This window comes from Haemophilus haemolyticus, assembly GCF_003493685.1.
GTDB classification, from domain to species: Bacteria; Pseudomonadota; Gammaproteobacteria; order Enterobacterales; family Pasteurellaceae; genus Haemophilus; species Haemophilus haemolyticus_O.
Map to the genome: position 1 here is coordinate 81,619 of NZ_QQJW01000001.1, position 22,591 is coordinate 104,209.

The window sequence follows — 22,591 nt, forward strand, 5'->3', positions numbered from 1 at the left end:
TCGTGCCTTTCTTTTTGCCAGTTAGTGACTATTTCTTACGGGAATGTAACCCTTTTTTCTCTAACCCTCGATAAATTAATTGCTGTTGTGCAATTGTAATTAAGTTAGAAACTAACCAGTACAACACTAAACCAGCAGGGAACCATAAGAAGAAGAACATAAAGACTAATGGCATAAAGTTCATCACTTTTTGCTGCATTGGATCAGCTACAGGTGTTGGCGACATTTTTTGCAACAAGAACATTGAGATACCCATTAAAATAGGGAAAATATAATAAGGATCTTGTGCTGATAAATCTTGAATCCAACCAAAGAACGGAGCGTGACGTAATTCAACTGCTTCCATAAATGTCCAATACAATGCGATGAAGATTGGCATTTGAAGAAGAATTGGCAAACAACCACCAAGTGGATTTACTTTTTCTTCCTTATAAAGTTTCATCATTTCTTGGCTCATACGTTGGCGATCATCACCGAAACGTTCACGCATTTCTTGCATTTTTGGTTGCAACATACGCATTTTAGCCATTGAAGTATATTGTGCTTTCGTAAGTGGATACAAAATTGCTTTCACTACGATTGTTACACAGATAATCGCTAAACCCCAGTTAGACACAATCCCTTGAATAAAGGTTAATAACCAGAATAACGGTTTAGCAATAAACCAAGCCCAACCATAATCAACTGTTAAATCTAAGTGATTTGCTACGGTAGCCATCTGGTTTTGGAGTTTAGGGCCTGTCCACAAAGAACTTGTAATTGTCTCTTGACCACCTGCAGGAATAGTGACAACAGGACCACGATAACCGATTGAAGCGACATTATTTTTAGTATCTGTAATTGTGTAAAGTTGATTATTTACATCTTGATTAGGGATCCAAGCAGATACGAAATAATGCTGTAATACTGCAACCCAACCGGCTTTAGTATCAATAGAAAGATTATTATCTTTCATATCGCCAAAACTATATTTTTTATAGTTTGTTTCTGAAGAAGAATATGCGCCACCAGTGTAAGTTGGCATAGCGACATTACCAGAGCTTTCAACAATAGAATGTTTTAATTGACCATAAGGTTCCACTTCAATAGCTTGACCACTTTGGTTATCAATCTTGTAATCCACACCTAAATCGTAGCTACCGCGTTTTAATACGAAGATTTTTTGATAAGTCACACCATCTTTTTCAAAAAGAAGAGGAATTGAAAGAGACGCTTGACCATCAGCTAATTTAAAATTATCACCTTCGATTTGATATTGCGCACGACCAGAACGAGTATCGATACCGTTCTTACCAATTAAACCACTTTGTGCAATATACACATGTTCTTTTGTGTCTTTTAATAACTCAAACGGTGTTTTTGAATCCAATTCAGCATCATATTTTAGTAATTCAGAACTAATTACATCACCACCTAAAGTATCAACTTTCAAGCGGAATACATCGTTTTCAAGGGTAATAATACGGCCATGCGTTTGAGAATCTGCTACAACTTGTGAATTAGAAGAAGGAGAACTTGCCGGAACATCAGAATTGGCAGTCATTGAAGTTGTTTGCTCAGTTGGCACTTGTGGATTTTTATCCAACTGCCATTGCTGATAAACAAGGAAAGAAATAAAAATTAGCGCTAACACTAATAGGCTACGTCTTGAGTCCATTATTTTTTCTCATCGTTATTATTGATTTTAGGTGGAACAGGATCGAATCCACCAGCGTTCAAGGGGTGACATTTTAATACACGTTTTAGAGTAAGCCAACTACCTTTTAACAATCCATGTGTTTTTAACGCTTCAATGCCATAGCAAGAACAAGTAGGCACAAACCGACAACGCGGTCCGATAAGAGGACTAATAACAAGTTGATAGAAACGAATAAATCCAATTAAGATTTTTGCACCAAACGAATGTGTCGTTGCCATAATTTTTCTAAGATTTGCACAAAAGAGCTATTATCAAGCTTACCAATACCACCTTTTGCAACAAAAACAAAATCACATGCGGGTAAACGATGTTGCGATAAACGAAAACTTTCTCGCACTAAGCGTTTAATACGATTACGATCATGAGCTCGTTTTAAATGTTTTTTAGCGACAGTCAAACCTAAGCGAGGGTGCTCAAGATTATTTTTTCTGGCGAGAATGGTTATTTCTGGAGTGCTAGCTCTGAACGGTTGTTCGAAGACATTTTTGAATTGAACGGGAGTTAACAAACGTAACTCCCTTGAAAAGTTCAGCTTAACCACTAAGAACGGTGATTATGCAGATAAACTTTTACGACCTTTAGCACGACGACGCGCTAAAACTTGACGGCCATTTTTAGTTGCCATACGAGCACGGAAACCGTGAGTACGACTACGTTTTAATACAGAAGGTTGAAATGTACGTTTCATTGTAATCTACCTAAATCCAGATTATGAGTTAATAAAAATAGAGCGCAATTTTAATCATAAAATACGCGTTCGTCAAATAAGAAACGGAAATTTTTCGGGAAAAACTCTCGGACTTCCAAAATCGGGGGGATTATACGGATTTTTGTATAAATCTCAAGCCGATTTTTTAGAAGATTTTTCCACGCATTTATTGTAAAATCTCCGCCAATTTTTACCGCACTTTTCTCTATTACAAAAACAACAAGGATCCTTTTGTGAATCTCTCAAATCTTTGGCAAAGTTGCCTGTTACAACTTCAAGATCAAGTTTCAGCCAGCGATCTTAGCACTTGGCTTCGTCCTTTACAGGCTGATGTGGTGGCGGATAACCACATTGTTTTATATGCTTCTAATATGTTTGTGAAAGGTTGGGTGGAAACTCATTATCTCGCACAAATCCAGCAAATTTGTCAAACACTTGCACAAAATCCTGAACTGCGTATTTCTTTAAAAGAAGGGGTCAAACCTGCACCCAAAGTAGTGGAAAGTGCACCAAGTGGCACGCCTAAAACAGAAAGTACGGTACATTTTCAAGCTGAATCTAGTGCTTCAGTAAAATTTGAATCTCATCTCAATACTAAACACTTATTTGATAACTTTGTTGAAGGTAAATCGAACCAACTCGCACGCGCAGTCGGTCAAAAACTTGCTCAAGCACCTGGCGAACCTTCGGCCAATCCTTTCTTTTTATATGGTGGTACAGGTTTAGGGAAAACCCACTTGTTACATGCGATTGGCAACGGCATTTTAGCCAATAAACCGAATGCGCGTGTGCTTTATATTCACGCAAATAACTTTATGCAACATATGGTGAAAGCAGTGCGTGATAATAAAATGGATCAGTTTAAAAAATTCTATCGTTCTCTCGATGCGCTTTTAGTGGATGATATTCAATTTTTCGCTGAAAAAGAAAAAACTCAAGAAGAATTCTTCCATATATTCAATAACTTATTTGAAACGGGTCGCCAAATCATCTTAACATCAGATCGTTATCCTAAAGAAATTGAAAAAATTGAGGAACGTTTAAAATCACGTTTTGGCTGGGGCTTAACAACAGCCATAGAGCCGCCCGATCTTGAAACGCGTGTAGCGATTTTATTGAAAAAGGCGGAAGAACATAATATGAACTTGCCAGAAGAAGTCGCTTTCTTCATTGCTCAACGCTTGCGTACCAACGTACGTGAACTCGAAGGGGCGTTAAATCGCGTGAAAGCAATGCAAGACTTCAAAGGTGGCGACATTGATATTGATTTCGTGCGTGACACCTTAAAAGATATTTTGGCTCTTCAAGAACGCTTGGTTACCATTGAAAACATTCAAAAGGTAGTGGCTGAATATTATCGAATTAAGGTTTCAGATTTAAAATCAAAAAGTCGTGCGCGTTCAGTGACTCGTCCTCGCCAAATTGCCATGGCATTAGCAAAAGAATTAACAAACCGCAGTTTGCCTGAAATTGGTCGCGCATTTGACCGTGATCACACTACCGTATTAAACGCTTGCCGCGAAGTACCAAAATTCCGCGAGCAAGACAATAGCATTCAAGAAGATTGGGCGAATTTAATCCGCACTTTGTCCGCATAAAAAGGAGAACGCAATGCAATTTAGTATTTCAAGAGAAAATTTATTAAAACCGTTGCAGCAAGTATGTGGCGTATTGAGTAATCGCCCAAATATTCCAGTATTAAACAACGTGCTGTTGCAAATTGAAGATAATCGATTGACTATCACGGGCACAGATTTGGAAGTCGAACTCTCTAGTCAAACTCAGCTTTCATCGTCTTCTGAAAATGGCACTTTTACGATTCCAGCAAAAAAATTCTTAGATATTTGCCGCACTTTATCTGATGATTCAGAAATCACGGTTACTTTTGAAGAAGACCGTACATTAGTGCAGTCTGGGCGTAGCCGTTTTACGCTAACAACCCAACCTGCCGAAGAATATCCAAACCTCACGGATTGGCAGTCTGAAGTAGATTTTGAACTACCGCAAAATACCTTGCGCCGTTTAATTGAAGCCACTCAATTTTCCATGGCAAACCAAGATGCCCGCTATTTTTTAAATGGCATGAAGTTTGAAACAGAAGGCAATTTATTGCGAACTGTGGCGACAGATGGCCATAGACTTGCGGTCTGTACTATCTCACTTGAACAAGAATTACAAAATCATTCTGTGATTTTACCGCGTAAAGGCGTGTTAGAACTGGTTCGTTTATTAGAAACAAGCGATGAACCTGCACGTTTACAAATCGGTACTAACAATTTACGTATTCATCTCAAAAACATTGTATTTACATCAAAATTAATTGATGGTCGTTTCCCTGACTATCGCCGAGTGTTGCCTCGTAATGCAACAAAAATTGTCGAAGGCAGCTGGGAAATTCTTAAACAAGCCTTTGTTCGCGCATCAATTTTATCGAATGAGCGTGTGCGTAGCGTGCGTTTAAACTTAAGCGAAAACCAACTAAAAATTACCGCCTCCAACACCGAACATGAAGAAGCGGAAGAAATCGTAGATATCAATTACAATGGCGAAGAATTAGAAGTGGGATTTAATGTCACCTATATTCTTGATGTGCTAAATGCGCTTAAATGCAATCAAGTTCGCATGCGTCTAACTGATGCCTCTTCTAGTTGCTTAATCGAAAACTGCGAAGATAGCAGTAGCGAATATGTAATTATGCCAATGCGTTTATAATATGGCGATTTCGCGTTTACTGGTCGAAAAATTTCGTAACTTAACAGCCGTGGATCTTGATTTTGATCCTGGCTTTAACTTTTTGGTCGGCAACAATGGCAGCGGGAAAACAAGCTTATTAGAAGCCATTTTTTATCTTGGTCACGGACGCTCATTCAAAAGTGCGGTCACAAATCGCATCATTTCTTACGACGAACCTCACTTTACCTTATTTGGACAAATCCAAGAAAGCCAACATCAATGGTCTGTGGGATTACAAAAACTTCGTCAAGGCAACACGTTAGTAAAAATTAACGGTGAAGATGGCAATAAAATTTCCGATCTTGCTCATCTTTTGCCAATGCAATTAATCACCCCAGAAGGCTTAACCTTACTGAATGGGGGGCCAAGTTATCGCCGAGCATTTTTGGATTGGGGACTTTTTCACCATCAAACAAGTTTTTATGCGGCTTGGAGCAACCTTAATCGATTACTCAAACAAAGAAATGCAGCACTTGCACAAAATCAGCCCTACTCTGCTATTAAAGTTTGGGATGTCGAGCTTGCCAAACTCGCTCATCAAGTGAGTCAATGGCGTGCCGAATATGCGGAAGCACTACGCCCTGAAATCGAGCAAACTTGCCAACTTTTCCTCCCTGAATTAGAAATTAATGTCAGCTTTCATCAAGGATGGGAAAAAAATACAGATTACGCAGAGATTCTTGAGCAAAATTTTGAACGAGATCGTGCCTTAAATTACACATTTTCTGGCCCTCAAAAAGCTGATTTTCGTTTCAAAGCACAAGGATTACCTGTCGAAGATGTGCTTTCTCGTGGACAACTTAAACTTTTAATGTGCGCATTGAGGCTGGCTCAAGGCGAGCATTTAATGAAAGAAAAACAACGCCATTGTATTTTTTTGATCGATGATTTTGCATCGGAATTGGATCAATATAAGCGAGCACTGTTGGCAGAACGATTACAACAAAGTGGCTCACAAGTGTTTGTTACAACCATTACTCAAGAACAATTAAAAGAGATGCAAGTCGAAAACAGAAAAATGTTTTCAGTCGATAATGGAATCATTAAAACGTTAGATTAGATCAAAAAGTACGGTGAAAAATCACCGCACTTTTATCTTTTTTAGCGCAAGAACGCGGGAATATTTTTCTCGTATGCTGAGATTTTGTCTTCGTGTTGAAGGGTTAAACCGATATTATCCAAGCCGTTTAATAAACAATGACGGCGGAATTCATCCAGTTCAAAGTGATAGACTTTGTCACCTACAGTGACGGTCATAGTTTCTAAATCCACATAGATTTGTTTGCCTTCATTTGCCCACACCCATTGGAAGATTTCTTCTACTTCTTCTTCGCTTAAACGAATCGGTAACATGTGGTTATTTAAGCTGTTATTGTAGAAAATATCCGCAAAACTTGGGGCGATCATTACTTTAAAGCCGTAGTCTGCTAATGCCCAAGGGGCGTGTTCACGAGAAGAACCACAGCCAAGGTTTTTACGCGCCAACAAAATTGTTGCACCTTGATATTGCGGATAATTTAAGACAAATTCTGGATTTGGCTTGGTGCCGTCCACATCAAGATAACGCCATTCGTGGAATAAGTGTTTGCCGAAACCCACGCGGGTAATGGCTTGTAAAAATTGTTTTGGAATAATCGCATCCGTGTCCACGTTTGCTGCATCCAATGGCACTACTAAGCCTGAAAGTTGTTTAAATCCTGCCATTTTCTGCTCCTTAGTTTAATGTTACGTCACGAATATCAACGAATTTACCGAACATTCCCGCAGCGGCAGCCATGGCTGGGCTCACTAAGTGAGTACGACCATTACGACCTTGGCGACCTTCAAAGTTACGGTTTGAAGTAGAAGCACAACGTTCCCATTCGCCTAAACGGTCATCGTTCATCCCTAAACACATGGAACAGCCCGGATTACGCCATTCTGCGCCCGCTTCGATAAAGATTTTATCCAAGCCTTCTTTTTCTGCTTGTTCCTTCACTAAACCGGAACCTGGCACCACTAAAATACGTTTTACATTGTCGGCTTTTTTGCGCCCCTTCATCACAGCCGCTGCCGCACGTAAATCTTCGATACGCGCATTAGTACAGGAACCGATAAAGACTTGATCTACAGGGATATCTTTTAAATCAGTGTTAGCGTCTAAGCCAATATAATTCAATGCTTTTTCTGCTGAGGCACGAGTCACGGGATCGGTCATTTCTGCTGGGTTTGGCACTGGCTGATCGATACCGATTACTTGGCCTGGGTTTGTTCCCCAAGTGACTTGTGGCGCAATATCTGTCGCTTCTAATGTGATGACCATGTCAAATTTCGCATCATCATCGGATTTTAAGGTTTTCCAATAAGCGACTGCATCATCCCAATCTTTACCTTTCGGCGCATGTGGACGGCCTTTTAAATAGTCGAAAGTGGTTTCATCCGGTGCGATTAAGCCGGCTTTCGCACCCATTTCAATCGCCATATTACAAACGGTCATACGGCCTTCCATAGAAAGATCACGAATCGCTTCGCCACAGAATTCCACCACATGGCCTGTACCGCCTGCCATGGTTGTTTTACCGATAATGGCAAGAATAATGTCTTTAGCGGTAATGCCAGGTGCCACTTTGCCGCGCACTTCAATTTTCATGCTTTTTGCACGGGCTTGTTTTAAGGTTTGTGTCGCTAAAACGTGTTCTACTTCGGAGGTGCCGATACCAAATGCCAAAGCACCGAATGCACCATGCGTTGCAGTATGGGAGTCACCACAGACAATTGTCATACCTGGCAAAGTTAAGCCTTGTTCTGGTCCCATCACATGAACGATTCCCTGCTCTTTCGTTGTCATATCAAATAATTTGATACCCGTAGCTTTGGTATTTTTATCAAGTTCTAACACTTGAATTTTAGCTTGACCTTCAAGTTTATTGACATCTCGTACTTGAGTAGAAATACTGTGATCCATGGTGCCGAAAGTTTTGCTTACTTGGCGTACTTGGCGGCCTGCAACACGCAACCCATCAAAGGCTTGTGGACTGGTCACTTCATGGATTAAATGACGGTTAATATACAAAATCGGCGTTTCGCCTTCGGCTTCGTACACCACGTGGGCGTCGAATAATTTTTCGTAAAGAGTTTTTACCATAATTTTTCTCAATTCGTTAGAGGCTTTTGTTAGAGTAAGTGCGGTCAAAATCCGAGGTATTTTTAAACCGCACCTTCATTGTTTTTTTATTAGATTGCGTTAGCAATTAATGTACCCATTTCCGCAGTTGAAACAGGTGCAGAATCATCGGCTAAATCACCGGTACGGTGACCGCTTGCTAAGACTTTTTGCACAGCATTTTCAATCGCATCAGCTGCATCATTTAAGTTGAAGCTGTAACGCAACATCATCGCGGCAGAAAGAATTTGTGCGATTGGGTTAGCAATGCCTTTGCCTGCAATATCTGGTGCAGAACCACCAGCAGGCTCGTATAAACCAAAACCATCTTCATTTAAGCTGGCAGACGGCAACATTCCCATAGAACCTGTGATCATCGCCGCTTCGTCAGAAATAATATCGCCGAAAATGTTAGAGCAAAGTAAAACATCAAAAGATTCTGGTGCTTTGATTAATTGCATTGTGGCGTTGTCGATATAGATATGCTCTAAAGTAACTTCAGGGTAGTCTTTTGCAATTTCTGTCACAGTTTCACGCCATAAAATAGAAGACTGCAATACGTTCGCTTTATCCACAGAAGTGACTTTTTTATTGCGCTTCATTGCTGCCTCAAAAGCGGCTCGCGCAATACGCTCGATTTCATATTTGTAATAAACTTCAGTATCGAATGCTTTGGTTTGTGCACCTTCACCTTCACGACCTTTAGGCTGACCGAAATAAATCCCGCCCGTTAATTCGCGTACAACCACCATATCAAACCCTTTCGCTGCAATATCTGCACGTAATGGGCAGAATTTTTCTAAACCTTTATAAAGGGTTGCAGGACGAAGATTGCAGAATAATTTGAAATGTTTACGCAAGGGTAACAATGCACCTCGTTCTGGTTGTTGATCTGGTGGTAAATTTGTCCATTTAGGGCCGCCTACAGAACCAAACAAAATTGCATCAGCCTCATCACAACCTTTTAAGGTTTCTGCTGGTAATGGGCAACCACAATTATCAATTGCGGCACCGCCCACATAAAACTCATTGAAGTTAAGTTTAAAACCGAATTTTTCTTGGACTTTGTTTAATACTTTGATGGCTTCAGCCATGACTTCCGGACCGATACCGTCTCCCGCTAGAACAGCGATGTTGTATGATTGCATATTGTTTTTCCTATTTTTTCACACTAAAGTGCGGTTAATTTTCTTCATATTTTCTCCTCTCTTTTGTAAAGAGGGGAATTGGGTTAATGATGTTTGTGGCTTTTAATGTCTGCCACTTTATGTGCGCGATAAATGGCATTAATTGCATGAACTAAAGCAAGTGCGGAAGATTCAACGATGTCTGTTGCTAAACCAACACCGTGGAATTTACGGCCTTCATGTTCCACCACAATATCCACTTGCCCTAATGCTTCTGCGCCCTCGCCTTTGGCGGTTAAGTTATAGTGAGACATTTTGATTTCTAAACCCGTTAAATTTAAGATGGCGTTATAAACCGCATCCACTGGGCCATTGCCACCAATTGAAGATGTACTTAATTTATTACCATCCAATTCCACTTGAACAAAAGCGGTTGCTGGATATTCTTTCGTTGAATGCGCTGAAAGCTTATCTAACACTAAACGATCTTCATCCCCTTGTTGCATATCAATAAACGCCAATGCTTCCAAGTCATAATCAAACACTTGACCTTTTTTATCCGCCAATTTTAAGAACGCGTCATACAATTTATCCAAATCGTAATCTTGTTCGTTATAGCCCATATCTGCCATGTGGCCTTTTACTGCTGCTCGACCAGAACGTGCAGTTAAATTTAATTTTTCTTTTTTCAAACCGATCGTTTCTGGAGACATGATTTCGTAGGTATTTTTGTTTTTCAACATACCATCTTGATGGATGCCAGAAGAGTGCGCAAAAGCATTTGAACCCACAATGGCTTTATTCGGTTGAATCGGCATATTGCAAAGCTGGCTGACCATTTGACTCACACGATGAATTTCTTGGGTATTAATACGAGTATCCACGCCCATAAAATCTTGACGCACTTTCATTGCCATGACAACTTCTTCAAGGGATGTATTGCCCGCACGTTCACCAATTCCATTAATGGTACATTCAATTTGGCGCGCACCATTTTGTACTGCTGTTAAAGAATTAGCGGTTGCCATGCCTAAGTCATTATGGCAATGCACAGAAATCACTGCTTTATCGATATTCGGTACACGATTGCGCACTTGAGCAATAATGTTGCCGTATTCATTTGGTAAGCAAAAACCTACTGTATCGGGAATATTTACCGTAGTTGCACCCGCATTAATTGCGGCTTCAACAATACGGCAGATATTGTCGATACCGGTACGGCCGGCATCTTCGCAAGAGAACTCAACATCATCCGTATAATTACGTGCGCGTTTCACTGCTGCAACAGCCATTCCTACCACATCATCAAAAGAACGTTTTAATTTCGCTTCAACGTGCAATGCAGAGCTTGCAATAAAAGTATGAATACGGAATGCTTCAGCAACTTTCAATGCTTCGTATGCGGCATCAATGTCTTTATCTACGGCTCGAGATAACGCGGCAACACGAGAGTTTTTAATATGGCGCGCAATGGTTTGAACAGACTCAAAATCACCTTGAGAAGAAACAGGAAACCCCACTTCCATTACATCCACGCCTAAGCGCTCAAGTGCTAAAGCGATCTGTAATTTTTCTTTTACCGTCAAACTTGCTTTTAACGCCTGTTCCCCATCACGCAAAGTCGTATCAAAAATAATAACGCGATCTGTCATAACAATGTCCTTACTAAATGTCCTTCTGAAATCACTCCAAAAGTGCGGTGCATTTTCCTGTATTTTTTAGACAAAAAACCCGCAACTTATAAAGTGCGGGTTTAAAATTGGGTATTTACATCTGACTGTTTTTCATCCACAACTTAGCCGCACACCGAATGTGAGAGCAGCAGGTTGAGAGATAAAGAAACAATACGAGACATAAATAAAAATCCTTCTGTGTAAAACGTTTTCCATATTACGAATAAAAAACTGACTGTCAAACTATTTTTTAGCGTTTTATATCAAAAACAATCATTAATACACAATATGAAATATACATTTAACTAACAAATCTAAAATAAAAAGAATATTCAACCAAATTAATTGTAATCAGCGAATTTTTATTATTGAATTTTTTACATTTTCAAAATAAGAAAAATTTTGCAATTTTTTACTCATCAAAAAGAATTTTTGCGATCTGCATCGTAAAATGCTTTCAAGTTAATCGTTTCTTTCACTCGTTTTTTCCATACTAAATTTTCAAATCAAAAAGGAAAAAGCATGCAAGATATTACCTACACACTACTCCGCCTAATGCAAGTCCCTAAACTTGGCGGAGTGGGCATTGATAAAATTTTATCCAATATTACGCTAGATGAGTTGCTCAATTATGATGATGTTGCTTTCCGACAAATGGGGTGGGGAGCCATTCAAATTCGCCGTTGGTTCAAGCCTGAAGCAAAATTTATTGAGCCTGCGCTAGAGTGGTCTCAAAAAGAGGGGAATCATTTGGTAAATTCTTTTTCCCCCTTTTATCCCTTTCTATTGAAACAGATAGCAAGCTTTCCTCCTCTGCTATTTGTAAAAGGAAATTTGACCGCACTTTCACAACGTCAAATTGCGATGGTGGGAAGTCGCTACTGCACGGCTTATGGTGAATATTGGGCTAAATATTTTGCTACGGAACTTTCATTGGCTGGCTTTACGATTACCAGTGGACTCGCATTGGGAATAGATGGGCATTGCCATCAAGCAGTTGTTGATATTCAAGGACAAACCATAGCGGTTTTGGGAAGCGGATTGGAACAAATTTATCCCGTAAAGCATCGCAAACTTTCAGAACTTATTTTACAAAACAACGGAACATTAGTTTCTGAATTTTTACCAAACCAAGCACCAATTGCGACAAATTTCCCTCGTCGTAATAGAATTATTAGCGGGCTTTCAGTCGGGACATTAGTGGTTGAAGCCACAGAAAAAAGCGGCTCTCTAATTACCGCTCGGTATGCATTGGAACAAAACCGAGAGGTTTTTGCTGTGCCAGGCAATATTCAAAGTGAATTTAGCCAAGGTTGTAATCGCCTCATCAAACAAGGCGCAATGTTGGTGGAAAATGCAAAGGATATTTTGGAAACCCTCTACCAACATTCTATCCATAGCCAAACTGAAATCGATTTTGACCAGATCGCTGTGCCTAATTACACGCCACCACCCGATCCTCGCCGATTGGTAGAAGCACCAAGTCATCCGAAACTTTACTCGCGTATCGGTTACACGCCTGTGAGCATTGATGATTTAGCTGAAGAATTTAACTTGAGTGTCGATGTTTTACTTGTTCAGTTGCTCGATCTTGAATTGCAAGATCTCATCATGAGTGAAAATGGGCTATATAAACGCGTTTAGTGTAAATTTTTATGCTAATATACACCCATTCTTTTTTCATAAAAGGACGATTATGTTAGCCATTATCTCCCCTGCGAAAACCCTTGACTTTGAAAGTGCGGTAAAAAATTTTCTGGTTTCTCAACCGCACTTTACTGATTACAGCGAACAACTTATTGAAGTTTGTCGTAAACTTTCTCCACAAGATCTTTCATCGCTTATGTCTATCAGCGATAAGTTAGCCGGTCTAAATGTTGCACGCTTTGCAGAATGGACAAAAATTCACAATGAAAACAATTCCCGCGCTGCATTATTTGCATTTAAAGGCGATGTTTATACTGGTTTAGATGCTGATTCCCTTTCGGAAGATGATGTTGCCTTTGCACAATCCCATTTACGTATGCTTTCTGGGCTTTATGGGCTTTTAAAACCACTTGATTTAATGCAACCTTACCGATTAGAAATGGGCACAAAATTAGCCAATCCGAAAGGAAAAGATCTGTATGCCTTTTGGGGAAATGTGATCACGCAAGCGATTCAACAAGCTATTGATGAACAAGGCGATAATGTATTAGTCAATCTAGCCTCTGATGAATATTATAAATCGGTTAAAGAAAACCAACTTAAAGCCAAGATAATCAAGCCAGTTTTCTTAGACAATAAAAATGGCAAATATAAAGTAATTAGTTTTTATGCTAAAAAAGCTCGAGGCTTAATGTGCCGTTATCTTATTCAAAATCGTTTAACCGAAATTGAACAATTAAAAGAATTTGATTTAGGTGGTTATTGGTTTGATTCAGCATCATCAACTGAAACCGAATTTGTATTTAAGCGAGATATCAATGAATAAAATTTTTGTTATATTGACTGCACTTATACTACTCTCTGGCTGTGCAACTAAACTGACTCAATTAAATGTTCCTACGCAGTTAGAGCACAATGGTAAAAATTATGCTCTTACTGGCAGCCAAGATTTAAAAACCATTGCACGCTATGTTTACGTAGCCAAGCCAGATACGCTAGAAAATTGGCAATCTGAAATTGAAATTCTCTTTGATCGCAATCAACCAGCGCGCTCAATTAAAGAGCGCATCGCATTGAGAGAACGTATTTATCGTAATACAGGCGTAAAAGATTTCCATTTCGATGCTATTCCAGAAAATTCTATGAATCCACAGGAATTAAATGGATATGTCATCTATTCGCCAACGAAGGAAAATCCATCTTGGCAAGTCAATGTGATGAAAGGACGACAATTACCACAATGTGGCTTTGTTCAGTATCAATATTCACAAAAAGTACAGCAACCAACACTTTCTAAACATTTATCCGTCGATAAAGTGCAACAACATTTGCAAAAATACGTTGTGGATATAGAAAGAAAGCACTTACAAGATTTGAAGTGGCAACTGTTTTGTCAAAAATAATGTAAAAAATTATGCCGGATCAAAATCTCATCAGATTTTGCTAGAGCAGATACCTCTAATGATGTAATCTTATGCCAGTTTCCAATTACGGTTAAAAGTAGGTAAATATGATTAAAAAAATTGCAGTTTTAACAAGTGGTGGCGATGCGCCGGGTATGAATGCCGCAATTCGTGGCGTAGTACGTTCTGCACTTGCAGAAGGCTTAGAAGTATTTGGTATCTATGATGGTTACCAAGGCTTATACAACAATAAAATCAAACAACTAAACCGCTACAGCGTATCAGATGTGATTAATCGTGGCGGTACTTTCTTAGGTTCTGCACGCTTTCCTGAATTTAAGGATCCAAATGTTCGCGCGAAGTGCGCAGAAATTTTACGTTCTCACGGCATTGATGCACTTGTGGTTATCGGTGGTGACGGTTCTTACATGGGCGCAAAATTGTTAACCGAAGAACATGGTTTCCCTTGTGTTGGCTTACCAGGCACTATTGATAATGATGTTGCAGGAACTGACTATACCATCGGCTATCAAACTGCATTACAAACTGCAGTAGATGCAATCGACCGTTTACGCGATACATCAAGCTCACACCAACGTATTTCTATCGTTGAAATTATGGGGCGCCATTGTAGTGACTTAACGATTTCTGCAGGCATCGCTGGCGGTTGTGAATATATCGTCGCATCAGAAATTGAATTTAATCGCGAAGAATTAATTCAACAAATTGAACGTAGCATTATTCGCGGTAAACGCCATGCAATTATTGCAATCACTGAACTTTTAACTGATGTTCATTCTCTGGCAAAAGAAATTGAAGCTCGCGTTGGGCACGAAACTCGTGCAACTGTTTTAGGGCATATTCAACGTGGCGGTTCTCCTTGTGCATTTGACCGTATCCTTGCTTCACGTATGGGCGCATACGCGGTAGATTTATTGCTACAAGGTAAAGGTGGCTACTGCGTAGGCATCCAAAATGAACAGCTTGTTCACCATGATATTATTGATGCAATTAATAATATGCATCGTGAATTTAAGGCTGATTGGCTTAAAGTGGCAAAACGTTTGGAATAATCGTTTATTCACTTTATATAAATCATCAAAACTTAATTCATCTTTTTTATCTCACTTAAACAGACACAACAATGTGTCTGTTTTTTCTTACAAAAGTGCGGTGATTTTCTCTTGAGTTTTCTATAAATCCTTTATCTTTTAAAGTTTAAAAATAAACGCAACTGCCAGTTCTCCCGAGATGATCTTTTTTGCTATAAAAATAGATATCCGATAAAATGCGCCAAGCAAAATAAGGTATAAAAATTATGACAAAGAAAAAAGTAAAACCAGGATCAAATACTATCGCACTGAATAAACGTGCGAGACATGATTATTTTATAGAAGATGAAATTGAAGCAGGTCTTGAACTACAAGGCTGGGAAGTCAAATCAATGCGCGCTGGCAAGGCAAACATTAGTGATAGTTACGTCATTTTTAAAAATGGCGAAGCCTTTTTATTCGGTGCAAGCATTCAGCCATTAAATGTTGCATCAACGCATATTGTTTGTGATCCAACTCGCACTCGAAAGTTATTATTAAATAAACGCGAATTAGCATCCCTATTTGGCAAAGCAAACCGAGACGGTTTTACCATAGTAGCGCTTTCTCTTTATTGGAAAAGTGCATGGGCAAAAGTCAAAATTGGTTTAGCCAAAGGTAAAAAACAACATGATAAACGCGATGATATTAAAGAGCGTGAATGGAAAGTAACAAAAGATCGTATTATGAAAAATGCATATCGAGGATAATATATAGTAAAAAGCCCGAAATTATTCGGGCTTTTTATTCATATCTTATGACTATTTAACAGTCGGAACTTTTAATTCTGGCTCATCTGGTTTTTCAATTGGTGCAAAGGTTTTATCTTTATTCGCATCAATAATTTTTTGGGTATCATTGGCTAATGCTGTTAAACCCATTTTTTCATAAGCTTCTTTCATCAAAGATAAACCTTCATAAGTTGCTTTAGCATCTGGATATTGTTTCAACATTCCAACTACACGGTTTGACACTGCAACCCAAGCATCACGTTTTGCATAGAATTTTGCAATATCTAACTCATGACGAGCAAGCGCGTCTTTAATATAAGCCATACGCGCTAAAGCATCTTGAGCATAAGGGCTATTAGGGAATACACGAACTAAATTTTGGAAATTAGAAAAAGCGGTACGCATAGAAGTGGTTTCACGTGTCGCACGATCAATTCCAAAGAAATCTTGAATAAAATTATCACCTGTTGCAGCGTTGGTTAACCCAGCCATATAGACTGCATAGTCTTGGTTTGGACTTTGTGGGAATTGATGCAAAAAGCTATCTACTGTCAATAATACTTGCGTATAATCTTGTGCTTTATAGTTTGCATAAATTAAATCTAGCATTGCCTGTTCTTGATAAATACTACCAGGAAAACGTTCAGTCGCCGCTTTTAAATAACGAATAGCTTCAGAATAACCGCCTTCTTGTAATGATGTAACACCTTTAGTGTACAACTCATTTACTGATGCTTGCTCCACATCTTTTGAACCACTTGAACATCCAACAACCAATGCTGCCACGGCAAGCAATGCCAAAGATTTTATTTTACGCATTGTTTTTTCCTTAATTTTTACGAAAACCAATAAATAAGATACAATTGTCTGCTATTGTATAGAACATTAATCAATAAGCCAACTTTTAAAATTTTTGAGAGCTATTTATGCCACAAATTACCCTTTCGGCTGAAGTGCAGCCAGAACAAATGGGACAGCGTTTAGACCAAACACTTGCAGAGTTGTTCCCTGAATATTCTCGCTCCCGATTAAAAACGTGGATTGAAGCCGATCTCGTAAAACTGAATGAGCGCATTACCAATATTCCGCGTGAGAAAGTCCTCGGAGGAGAAAAAATAGAAATCACCGTAGAAGTGGAAGATGAGACACGTTTTGAACCAGAAAATATTCCATTGAATATCGTGTATGAAGATGACGACATTATTGTGATTAACAAACCCAAAGATCTTGTTGTACACCCTGGTGCTGGCAATCCAAATGGAACCGTGCTTAATGCGCTACTCTATCATTATCCGCCGATTGCAGAAGTACCGCGAGCAGGAATTGTGCATCGGTTAGATAAAGATACGACAGGCCTAATGGTTGTTGCGAAAACTATTCCAGCACAAACTAAGTTAGTACGCGACTTACAAAAACGCAAAATTACGCGTGAATATGAAGCAGTAGCATCAGGCATTATGACTAAAGGTGGCACAGTCGATCAACCTATGGCTCGTCATGCAACCAAACGTACCTTAATGGCGGTTCATCCAATGGGAAAACCAGCTGTCACCCATTATCGTATTATGGAAAATTACCGTAACTACACCCGTTTACGTTTACGTTTAGAAACGGGGCGTACACATCAAATCCGTGTTCATATGGCACATATTGCCCATCCATTACTAGGCGATCAAACCTATGGCGGACGCCCTCGTCCACCAAAAAATGCGAGTGAAGACTTTATGGAGGTATTGCGTAATTTCAAACGCCAAGCTTTACATGCGGTCATGTTAAGCTTAGCTCATCCAATTACAGGTGAAATGATGGAATGGTATGCACCATTGCCTGATGATTTCGTTGAATTGCTTAATGCACTCAAAGCCGACTATCTCGAACATCAAGATGAGTTAGATTATTAATATGCAAGTGATTAACCCAAATTGGAACGTTCCAAAGAATATTCATGCCTTCACCACCACTCGTGAAGGGGGCGTGAGCTCGACGCCTTATTTTAGTTTTAACTTAGGCGATCATGTCGGTGATAACAAAAGTGCGGTAAAAACTAACCGCACTTTATTAGTAGAAAAATTTGGTTTGCCACAAACACCTATATTTCTAACGCAAACACACAGTACTCAAGTGATTCAATTACCTTATTCAGGACAAAATCTTGAAGCGGATGCAGTTTATACAAATGTTCCTCATCAAGTTTGTGCTGTTATGACGGCAGACTGTTTGCCGGTTCTATTTACTACAACATCTGGCAATGAAGTAGCTGCAGCACATGCTGGCTGGCGTGGTTTATGCGATGGCGTATTGGAAGAAACTGTCAAATGCTTTCAGACCAAACCTGAAGATATTATCGCGTGGTTTGGCCCTGCAATTGGCCCAACAGCATTTCAAGTTGGAATCGATGTTGTAAAACAGTTTGTTGCGGTAGATGAAAAAGCCAAACTCGCCTTTCAACCCGATGCAATCGAAGAAGGTAAATACCTAGGTAATCTTTATCAAATCGCGACTCAGCGATTAAACAATCTAGGTATTATGCAAATTTATGGTGGAAATCACTGTACATTCAATGAAAAAGAATTGTTCTTTTCTTATCGCCGTGACAACCAAACGGGCCGAATGGCAAGTGTCATTTGGTTTGAATAAATAGTCTAAAAGCGCATAAAATGCGCTTTTAGTATCTTTGTTTTATATTCTTTCTTCGATAATACCACCGCCCAAACAGACTTCACCAAGGTAAAATACGGCAGATTGTCCTGGTGTGACGGCTGATTGAGGTTCATCGAAAATCACTCGAATAGTTTCATCATCAATAGGTTCAATCACGCAAGGAATATCTTGCTGGCGATAACGTGTTTTCACCGTGCAACGTAATAACTCACGAATTGGCTCGCGATCAACCCAATGTAATTGGCTAGCAATCAAACCTTTTGAAAATAAACGAGGATGGTCATGCCCCTGAGCGACAATAAGTTCATTATTTTCCACATCCTTATCTACCACATACCAAGCCTCATCACCCGCATTTTTTAAACCACCAATGCCTAATCCTTTACGCTGTCCCAACGTGTGATACATCAAACCATCATGGCGACCAATAATTTCACCATCAACAGTACGAATATCACCAGGTTGAGCCGGTAAGTAACGAGCTAAGAAATCCTTAAATTTACGCTCACCAATAAAACAAATACCGGTAGAGTCTTTTTTCTTCGCCGTAATTAATCCAAGATCTTCAGCAATAGCGCGAACAATGGGTTTCTCGATTTCACCAACGGGGAATAAACTTTGTCCCACTTGTTTATGGCTTAAGGTATAAAGAAAATAACTTTGATCTTTATTGGCGTCTAGACCACGTAATAATTTTGCATTTTCATCATCACCGGCTCTACGTACATAATGCCCTGTTGCAATGTAATGAGCACCAAGATCTTCAGCTGCATATTCTAAAAATGCTTTAAATTTAATTTCTTTATTACACAAAATATCTGGGTTCGGCGTGCGCCCTGCTTTATATTCAGTTAGAAAATGCTCAAAGACATTATCCCAATATTCTGCCGCAAAATTAATTTTATGTAGTTTGATACCCAATTTATCACATACTGCTTGAGCATCTGAAAGATCAGCAGTGGCAGTACAGTAATCCGTATCATCATCTTCTTCCCAGTTTTTCATAAACAGGCCTTCCACCTGATAGCCTTGCTGTTGAAGAATAAAAGCTGACACAGAAGAATCCACTCCGCCAGACATACCACAAATAACTTTTTTTGTCGCATTTCTCGCAAGCTGTTCTTGCGTCAATTGAGGAAAGTATTGATTATAAGTATTTGAAATTAACATAATTCTCCCGTAACTTCGGTTAAGGCGAAGCACATTGGTCATTGAATGAGAAAACGGCAAAATAATTTTGCCGTTAATTTTATTTTGCACATAAAGTGCGGTCATTTTTGAGCAAGTTATTTCACTTCATAAAATTGCGAATCATCATCTTTTTTCGCAAATTTTTGCTCATATTCAGCTTTCGCTTGTTCATCGCCCGCATCTAATTTTGATTGAAGCGTGTCACAAGGTTTATCACAATCACAAGCTTTAGCAATACCAAGGGTAGATAAACCACCGCAGCTGCCTTTTAAACTTTGTTTTTTGATAATAAATCCGATAGACATCAACAATATAATTGCGACGAAAGCGATTAAAGTAAAAAATAAAGTTTGCATAACTATTCTTTTGTTTCTGTTAATTTTTTGAAAGCAGAAGATGATTTTGTGACAAAACCATTATCTGTTTTAATGATTAAGTAAACGGCAAGATTATTTTTCTCAGCCACTTCTAACGCCTTGTCTTCCCCTAGCACAAATAACCCTGTTGATAAGCCATCTGCAGTCATTGAGGTTGGTGCAAGTACCGTAATTGAGGCTAAATGATGCTGAATTGGATAACCTGTTTTCGGATCAATTTCATGAGCAAAGCGTTTACCATTTTCTTCAAAGTAAATACGATAATCACCAGAACTTGCCATTCCCATATTGTCTAACCCAATGACAGCTTCAACCGCTCTTTCACCTGTTGTAGTTGGTTTTTCAATTGCGATCTGCCAAGGTTTGCCTTCAATATTTTTTCCTTTCGCACGAATTTCACCGCCGATTTCAACCATGTAATTCTGAGCATTTAATTGTTCTAACTTTTCAGCGACCTGATCTACGCCAAAGCCTTTAGCAATCGAGGACAAATCGACATAAACTTGAGGAAGTTCTTTGCTTAATGTCGGTTTTGCACCACTCATATCGAGGGCAATTTTATCAATACCAACCCAAGCTTGGCGTTCAGCTAATTGTTCTGGTGTAGGTTGTTTTTCTGGACGTTTTTCAGGGCCAAATCCCCATAAATTCACAACAGGACCAACAGTTACATCCAATGCACCTTCAGTCACTTTATTTAAACGAATCGCTTCGGCCAATACTTTGGCAAAATCTGCTGAAATCTCAATCGGTGTATTTACTTGGGTATTTTGATTGAAACGACTCAGTTCCGAATCTTTTTTGTAAGTGGACATTTTCGCGTTCACATCTTTTAAGATAGCTTCAATTTCTTCATGCGTCTTTTCAGATATTGCGTTCATTGAGCCTTCATCAAGGTATTTAACATGATAAGTTGTTCCCATTGTTTTACCACTTAATGAGATAACTTTTATTTCTTTTTGACAGGCTGCAAGACTTAATGCCATTGCCACCGCCACGATACCGCTTATTAATTTTTTCATCTGGATTTCCTAAATCTGTGAATTACTGGCAAACTCAACAAAACTTACCTGTAATTATAGATAATTTTATAAAAACACCTTAAATTTTGACCGCACTTCATCACAAAGTGCGGTCAGTTTTTATGATGAATTGATTAACTAAGATCAGCCACCAAAGTCATCTAATAAAATGTTTTCATCTTCAACACCAAGATCTTTCAACATTTTAATTACAGCTGCATTCATCACAGGAGGTCCACACATATAGTATTCACAATCTTCTGGTGCTTCATGATTTTTCAAGTAGTTTTCATAAAGTACATTGTGAATAAAGCCTGTATAGCCAGTCCAATTATCTTCAGGTAATGCGTCCGATAATGCAACATGCCATACAAAGTTTGGATTTTCAGCTTGTAATTGGTCAAAGTCTTCTTGATAGAAGATTTCACGTTTAGAACGTGCACCATACCAGAATGACATTTTACGTTTAGAGTGAAGACGTTTTAACTGGTCAAAAATATGAGAACGCATTGGAGCCATACCCGCACCACCACCGATAAATACCATTTCTGCATCAGTTTCTTTCGCAAAGAATTCACCAAATGGACCAGAAATAGTAACTTTGTCACCTGCTTTTAATGACCAAATGTATGAAGACATTTGACCTGGAGGTGCATCAGGTTGACGTGGCGGAGGCGTTGCAATACGTACATTGAGCATAATAATGCCTTTCTCTTCAGGGTATGAAGCCATTGAGTAAGCACGGATAATATGCTCGTCAACTTTAGAGACATAACGCCATAAATCATATTTATCCCAGTCTTCGTGGTATTCTTCTGGAATATCGAAATCTTTATAGTTCACCACATGTGGCTCAGCTTCGATTTGGATATAACCACCTGCGCGGAAAGGTACTTCCTCGCCTTCAGGAATCGCTAATTTAAGCTCTTTGATAAAGGTTGCTTTGTTATCGTTAGAAATAACAGTACATTCCCATTTTTTCACGCCGAAGATTTCTTCTGGAAGTTCAACTTCCATATTACCTTTCACGTTAACTTGACAAGCTAGACGATAACCTTCTTTTGCTTCACGTTTGTTAATGTGAGAAAGTTCGGTTGGAAGAATTTCTCCGCCACCATTTTTCACTTTAACAATACATTGACCACAAGAGCCACCGCCGCCGCAAGCAGAAGATACGAAAATACCTTTACTTGCTAAAGCACCTAATAACTTGCCACCCGCAGGTAATGTAATCGCTTTTTCAGGATCGTCATTGATGCCGATAGTAATATCACCAGAATCGACTAATTTTGATTTAGCAAATAAGATGATCGCCACTAACACTAATACAATAACCGTGAATGCGGCAATACCGAGTGCAAGAATTACTGAATCGCTCATTGATT

At 39.1% G+C, this 22,591-nt stretch carries 23 protein-coding genes; 10 read left to right on the top strand and 13 right to left on the bottom strand.

The genetic code is table 11. From position 1 onward, the window contains the following. Positions 1 to 28: 28 nt before the first annotated feature. The 4 genes from yidC to rpmH are packed head-to-tail and all read right to left on the bottom strand — an operon-like array spanning position 29 to position 2,387. Positions 29 to 1,657 (bottom strand): membrane protein insertase YidC, encoded by a 1,629-nt coding sequence (gene yidC / locus DV434_RS00425; protein WP_118784950.1) that lies wholly within the window; start codon positions 1,655 to 1,657, stop codon positions 29 to 31. Then, positions 1,657 to 1,917 (bottom strand): membrane protein insertion efficiency factor YidD, encoded by a 261-nt coding sequence (yidD, locus tag DV434_RS00430; RefSeq protein ID WP_005631409.1) that lies wholly within the window; start codon positions 1,915 to 1,917, stop codon positions 1,657 to 1,659. The genes yidC and yidD overlap by 1 nt, the downstream gene beginning before the upstream one ends. Beyond that, on the bottom strand, positions 1,881 to 2,240 hold the full coding sequence (rnpA, locus tag DV434_RS00435; protein WP_032803246.1) for a ribonuclease P protein component: 360 nt from the start codon (positions 2,238 to 2,240) through the stop codon (positions 1,881 to 1,883). The genes yidD and rnpA overlap by 37 nt, the downstream gene beginning before the upstream one ends. A 12-nt stretch (positions 2,241 to 2,252) precedes the next feature. Beyond that, positions 2,253 to 2,387: a 50S ribosomal protein L34 gene (rpmH, locus tag DV434_RS00440; protein ID WP_005539760.1), complete on the bottom strand. Its 135-nt coding sequence runs from the start codon at positions 2,385 to 2,387 to the stop codon at positions 2,253 to 2,255. 254 nt (positions 2,388 to 2,641) lie between these two features. On the opposite strand from rpmH, the gene dnaA reads away from it, so the two are divergent. From dnaA to recF, 3 genes are read left to right on the top strand one after another with little or no spacing between them, the layout of a single operon-like run. Further along, complete coding sequence (gene dnaA / locus DV434_RS00445; protein WP_118784949.1) at positions 2,642 to 4,006, top strand: chromosomal replication initiator protein DnaA; 1,365 nt, start codon at positions 2,642 to 2,644, stop codon at positions 4,004 to 4,006. Positions 4,007 to 4,019: 13 nt separating this feature from the next. Next, positions 4,020 to 5,120, top strand: a complete 1,101-nt coding sequence (dnaN, locus tag DV434_RS00450) for a DNA polymerase III subunit beta (RefSeq protein WP_118784948.1) — start codon at positions 4,020 to 4,022, stop codon at positions 5,118 to 5,120. A 1-nt stretch (position 5,121) separates the two neighbouring features. Continuing rightward, positions 5,122 to 6,201, top strand: a complete 1,080-nt coding sequence (gene recF / locus DV434_RS00455) for a DNA replication/repair protein RecF (RefSeq protein ID WP_118784947.1) — start codon at positions 5,122 to 5,124, stop codon at positions 6,199 to 6,201. A gap of 41 nt (positions 6,202 to 6,242) precedes the next feature. On the opposite strand, the gene leuD is transcribed toward recF, so the two are convergent. The 4 genes from leuD to leuA all read right to left on the bottom strand — a co-directional run bounded on the left by leuD (position 6,243) and on the right by leuA (position 11,062). Next, positions 6,243 to 6,845 (bottom strand): 3-isopropylmalate dehydratase small subunit, encoded by a 603-nt coding sequence (gene leuD, locus DV434_RS00460; protein ID WP_118784946.1) that lies wholly within the window; start codon positions 6,843 to 6,845, stop codon positions 6,243 to 6,245. A gap of 10 nt (positions 6,846 to 6,855) precedes the next feature. Beyond that, positions 6,856 to 8,265 (bottom strand): 3-isopropylmalate dehydratase large subunit, encoded by a 1,410-nt coding sequence (leuC, locus tag DV434_RS00465; RefSeq protein WP_118784945.1) that lies wholly within the window; start codon positions 8,263 to 8,265, stop codon positions 6,856 to 6,858. Between the two features lie 89 nt (positions 8,266 to 8,354). Further along, entirely contained in the window at positions 8,355 to 9,431 is a 1,077-nt protein-coding gene (gene leuB / locus DV434_RS00470) for a 3-isopropylmalate dehydrogenase (RefSeq protein ID WP_118784944.1), read from the bottom strand. An 83-nt stretch (positions 9,432 to 9,514) separates the two neighbouring features. After that, positions 9,515 to 11,062, bottom strand: a complete 1,548-nt coding sequence (gene leuA, locus DV434_RS00475; protein ID WP_118784943.1) for a 2-isopropylmalate synthase — start codon at positions 11,060 to 11,062, stop codon at positions 9,515 to 9,517. A gap of 543 nt (positions 11,063 to 11,605) precedes the next feature. Here leuA and dprA point away from each other — a divergent pair. The 5 genes from dprA (at position 11,606) to smpB (ending at position 15,934) form a co-directional block, all read left to right on the top strand. Continuing rightward, positions 11,606 to 12,727: a DNA-processing protein DprA gene (gene dprA, locus DV434_RS00480; protein ID WP_114908744.1), complete on the top strand. Its 1,122-nt coding sequence runs from the start codon at positions 11,606 to 11,608 to the stop codon at positions 12,725 to 12,727. Positions 12,728 to 12,779: 52 nt separating this feature from the next. Further along, complete coding sequence (yaaA, locus tag DV434_RS00485; RefSeq protein WP_118784942.1) at positions 12,780 to 13,556, top strand: peroxide stress protein YaaA; 777 nt, start codon at positions 12,780 to 12,782, stop codon at positions 13,554 to 13,556. Then, positions 13,549 to 14,133, top strand: a complete 585-nt coding sequence (locus DV434_RS00490; RefSeq protein ID WP_118784941.1) for a membrane lipoprotein lipid attachment site-containing protein — start codon at positions 13,549 to 13,551, stop codon at positions 14,131 to 14,133. Before yaaA ends, DV434_RS00490 begins: the two co-directional genes overlap by 8 nt. Positions 14,134 to 14,240: 107 nt before the next feature. Beyond that, on the top strand, positions 14,241 to 15,206 hold the full coding sequence (pfkA, locus tag DV434_RS00495) for a 6-phosphofructokinase (protein WP_005633361.1): 966 nt from the start codon (positions 14,241 to 14,243) through the stop codon (positions 15,204 to 15,206). Positions 15,207 to 15,451: 245 nt separating this feature from the next. Continuing rightward, entirely contained in the window at positions 15,452 to 15,934 is a 483-nt protein-coding gene (smpB, locus tag DV434_RS00500) for an SsrA-binding protein SmpB (protein WP_118784940.1), read from the top strand. A 51-nt stretch (positions 15,935 to 15,985) separates the two neighbouring features. Here the strand turns inward: smpB and DV434_RS00505 are convergent, their stop codons facing one another. Next, positions 15,986 to 16,774, bottom strand: a complete 789-nt coding sequence (locus DV434_RS00505; protein ID WP_046938737.1) for an outer membrane protein assembly factor BamD — start codon at positions 16,772 to 16,774, stop codon at positions 15,986 to 15,988. 107 nt (positions 16,775 to 16,881) lie between these two features. Between DV434_RS00505 and rluD the strand changes: the two genes are divergently transcribed. Together rluD and pgeF are read left to right on the top strand one after the other, a co-directional pair. Then, positions 16,882 to 17,856: a 23S rRNA pseudouridine(1911/1915/1917) synthase RluD gene (rluD, locus tag DV434_RS00510; RefSeq protein WP_118784939.1), complete on the top strand. Its 975-nt coding sequence runs from the start codon at positions 16,882 to 16,884 to the stop codon at positions 17,854 to 17,856. 1 nt (position 17,857) lies between these two features. Continuing rightward, complete coding sequence (pgeF, locus tag DV434_RS00515; protein ID WP_118784938.1) at positions 17,858 to 18,592, top strand: peptidoglycan editing factor PgeF; 735 nt, start codon at positions 17,858 to 17,860, stop codon at positions 18,590 to 18,592. Positions 18,593 to 18,634: 42 nt separating this feature from the next. Here pgeF and mnmA read toward each other — a convergent pair whose 3' ends face one another. From mnmA to nqrF, 4 genes are all read right to left on the bottom strand, one after another. Further along, positions 18,635 to 19,786, bottom strand: a complete 1,152-nt coding sequence (mnmA, locus tag DV434_RS00520; RefSeq protein ID WP_118785004.1) for a tRNA 2-thiouridine(34) synthase MnmA — start codon at positions 19,784 to 19,786, stop codon at positions 18,635 to 18,637. Between the two features lie 116 nt (positions 19,787 to 19,902). After that, complete coding sequence (gene nqrM, locus DV434_RS00525) at positions 19,903 to 20,163, bottom strand: (Na+)-NQR maturation NqrM (RefSeq protein ID WP_005629187.1); 261 nt, start codon at positions 20,161 to 20,163, stop codon at positions 19,903 to 19,905. A 2-nt stretch (positions 20,164 to 20,165) separates the two neighbouring features. Further along, the gene (locus DV434_RS00530; protein ID WP_118784937.1) at positions 20,166 to 21,206 is read right to left on the bottom strand and encodes an FAD:protein FMN transferase; all 1,041 of its coding nucleotides are present in this window, start codon (positions 21,204 to 21,206) and stop codon (positions 20,166 to 20,168) included. A gap of 144 nt (positions 21,207 to 21,350) precedes the next feature. Beyond that, complete coding sequence (gene nqrF, locus DV434_RS00535) at positions 21,351 to 22,586, bottom strand: NADH:ubiquinone reductase (Na(+)-transporting) subunit F (RefSeq protein WP_006996304.1); 1,236 nt, start codon at positions 22,584 to 22,586, stop codon at positions 21,351 to 21,353. Between the last annotated feature and the right edge of the window lie 5 nt (positions 22,587 to 22,591).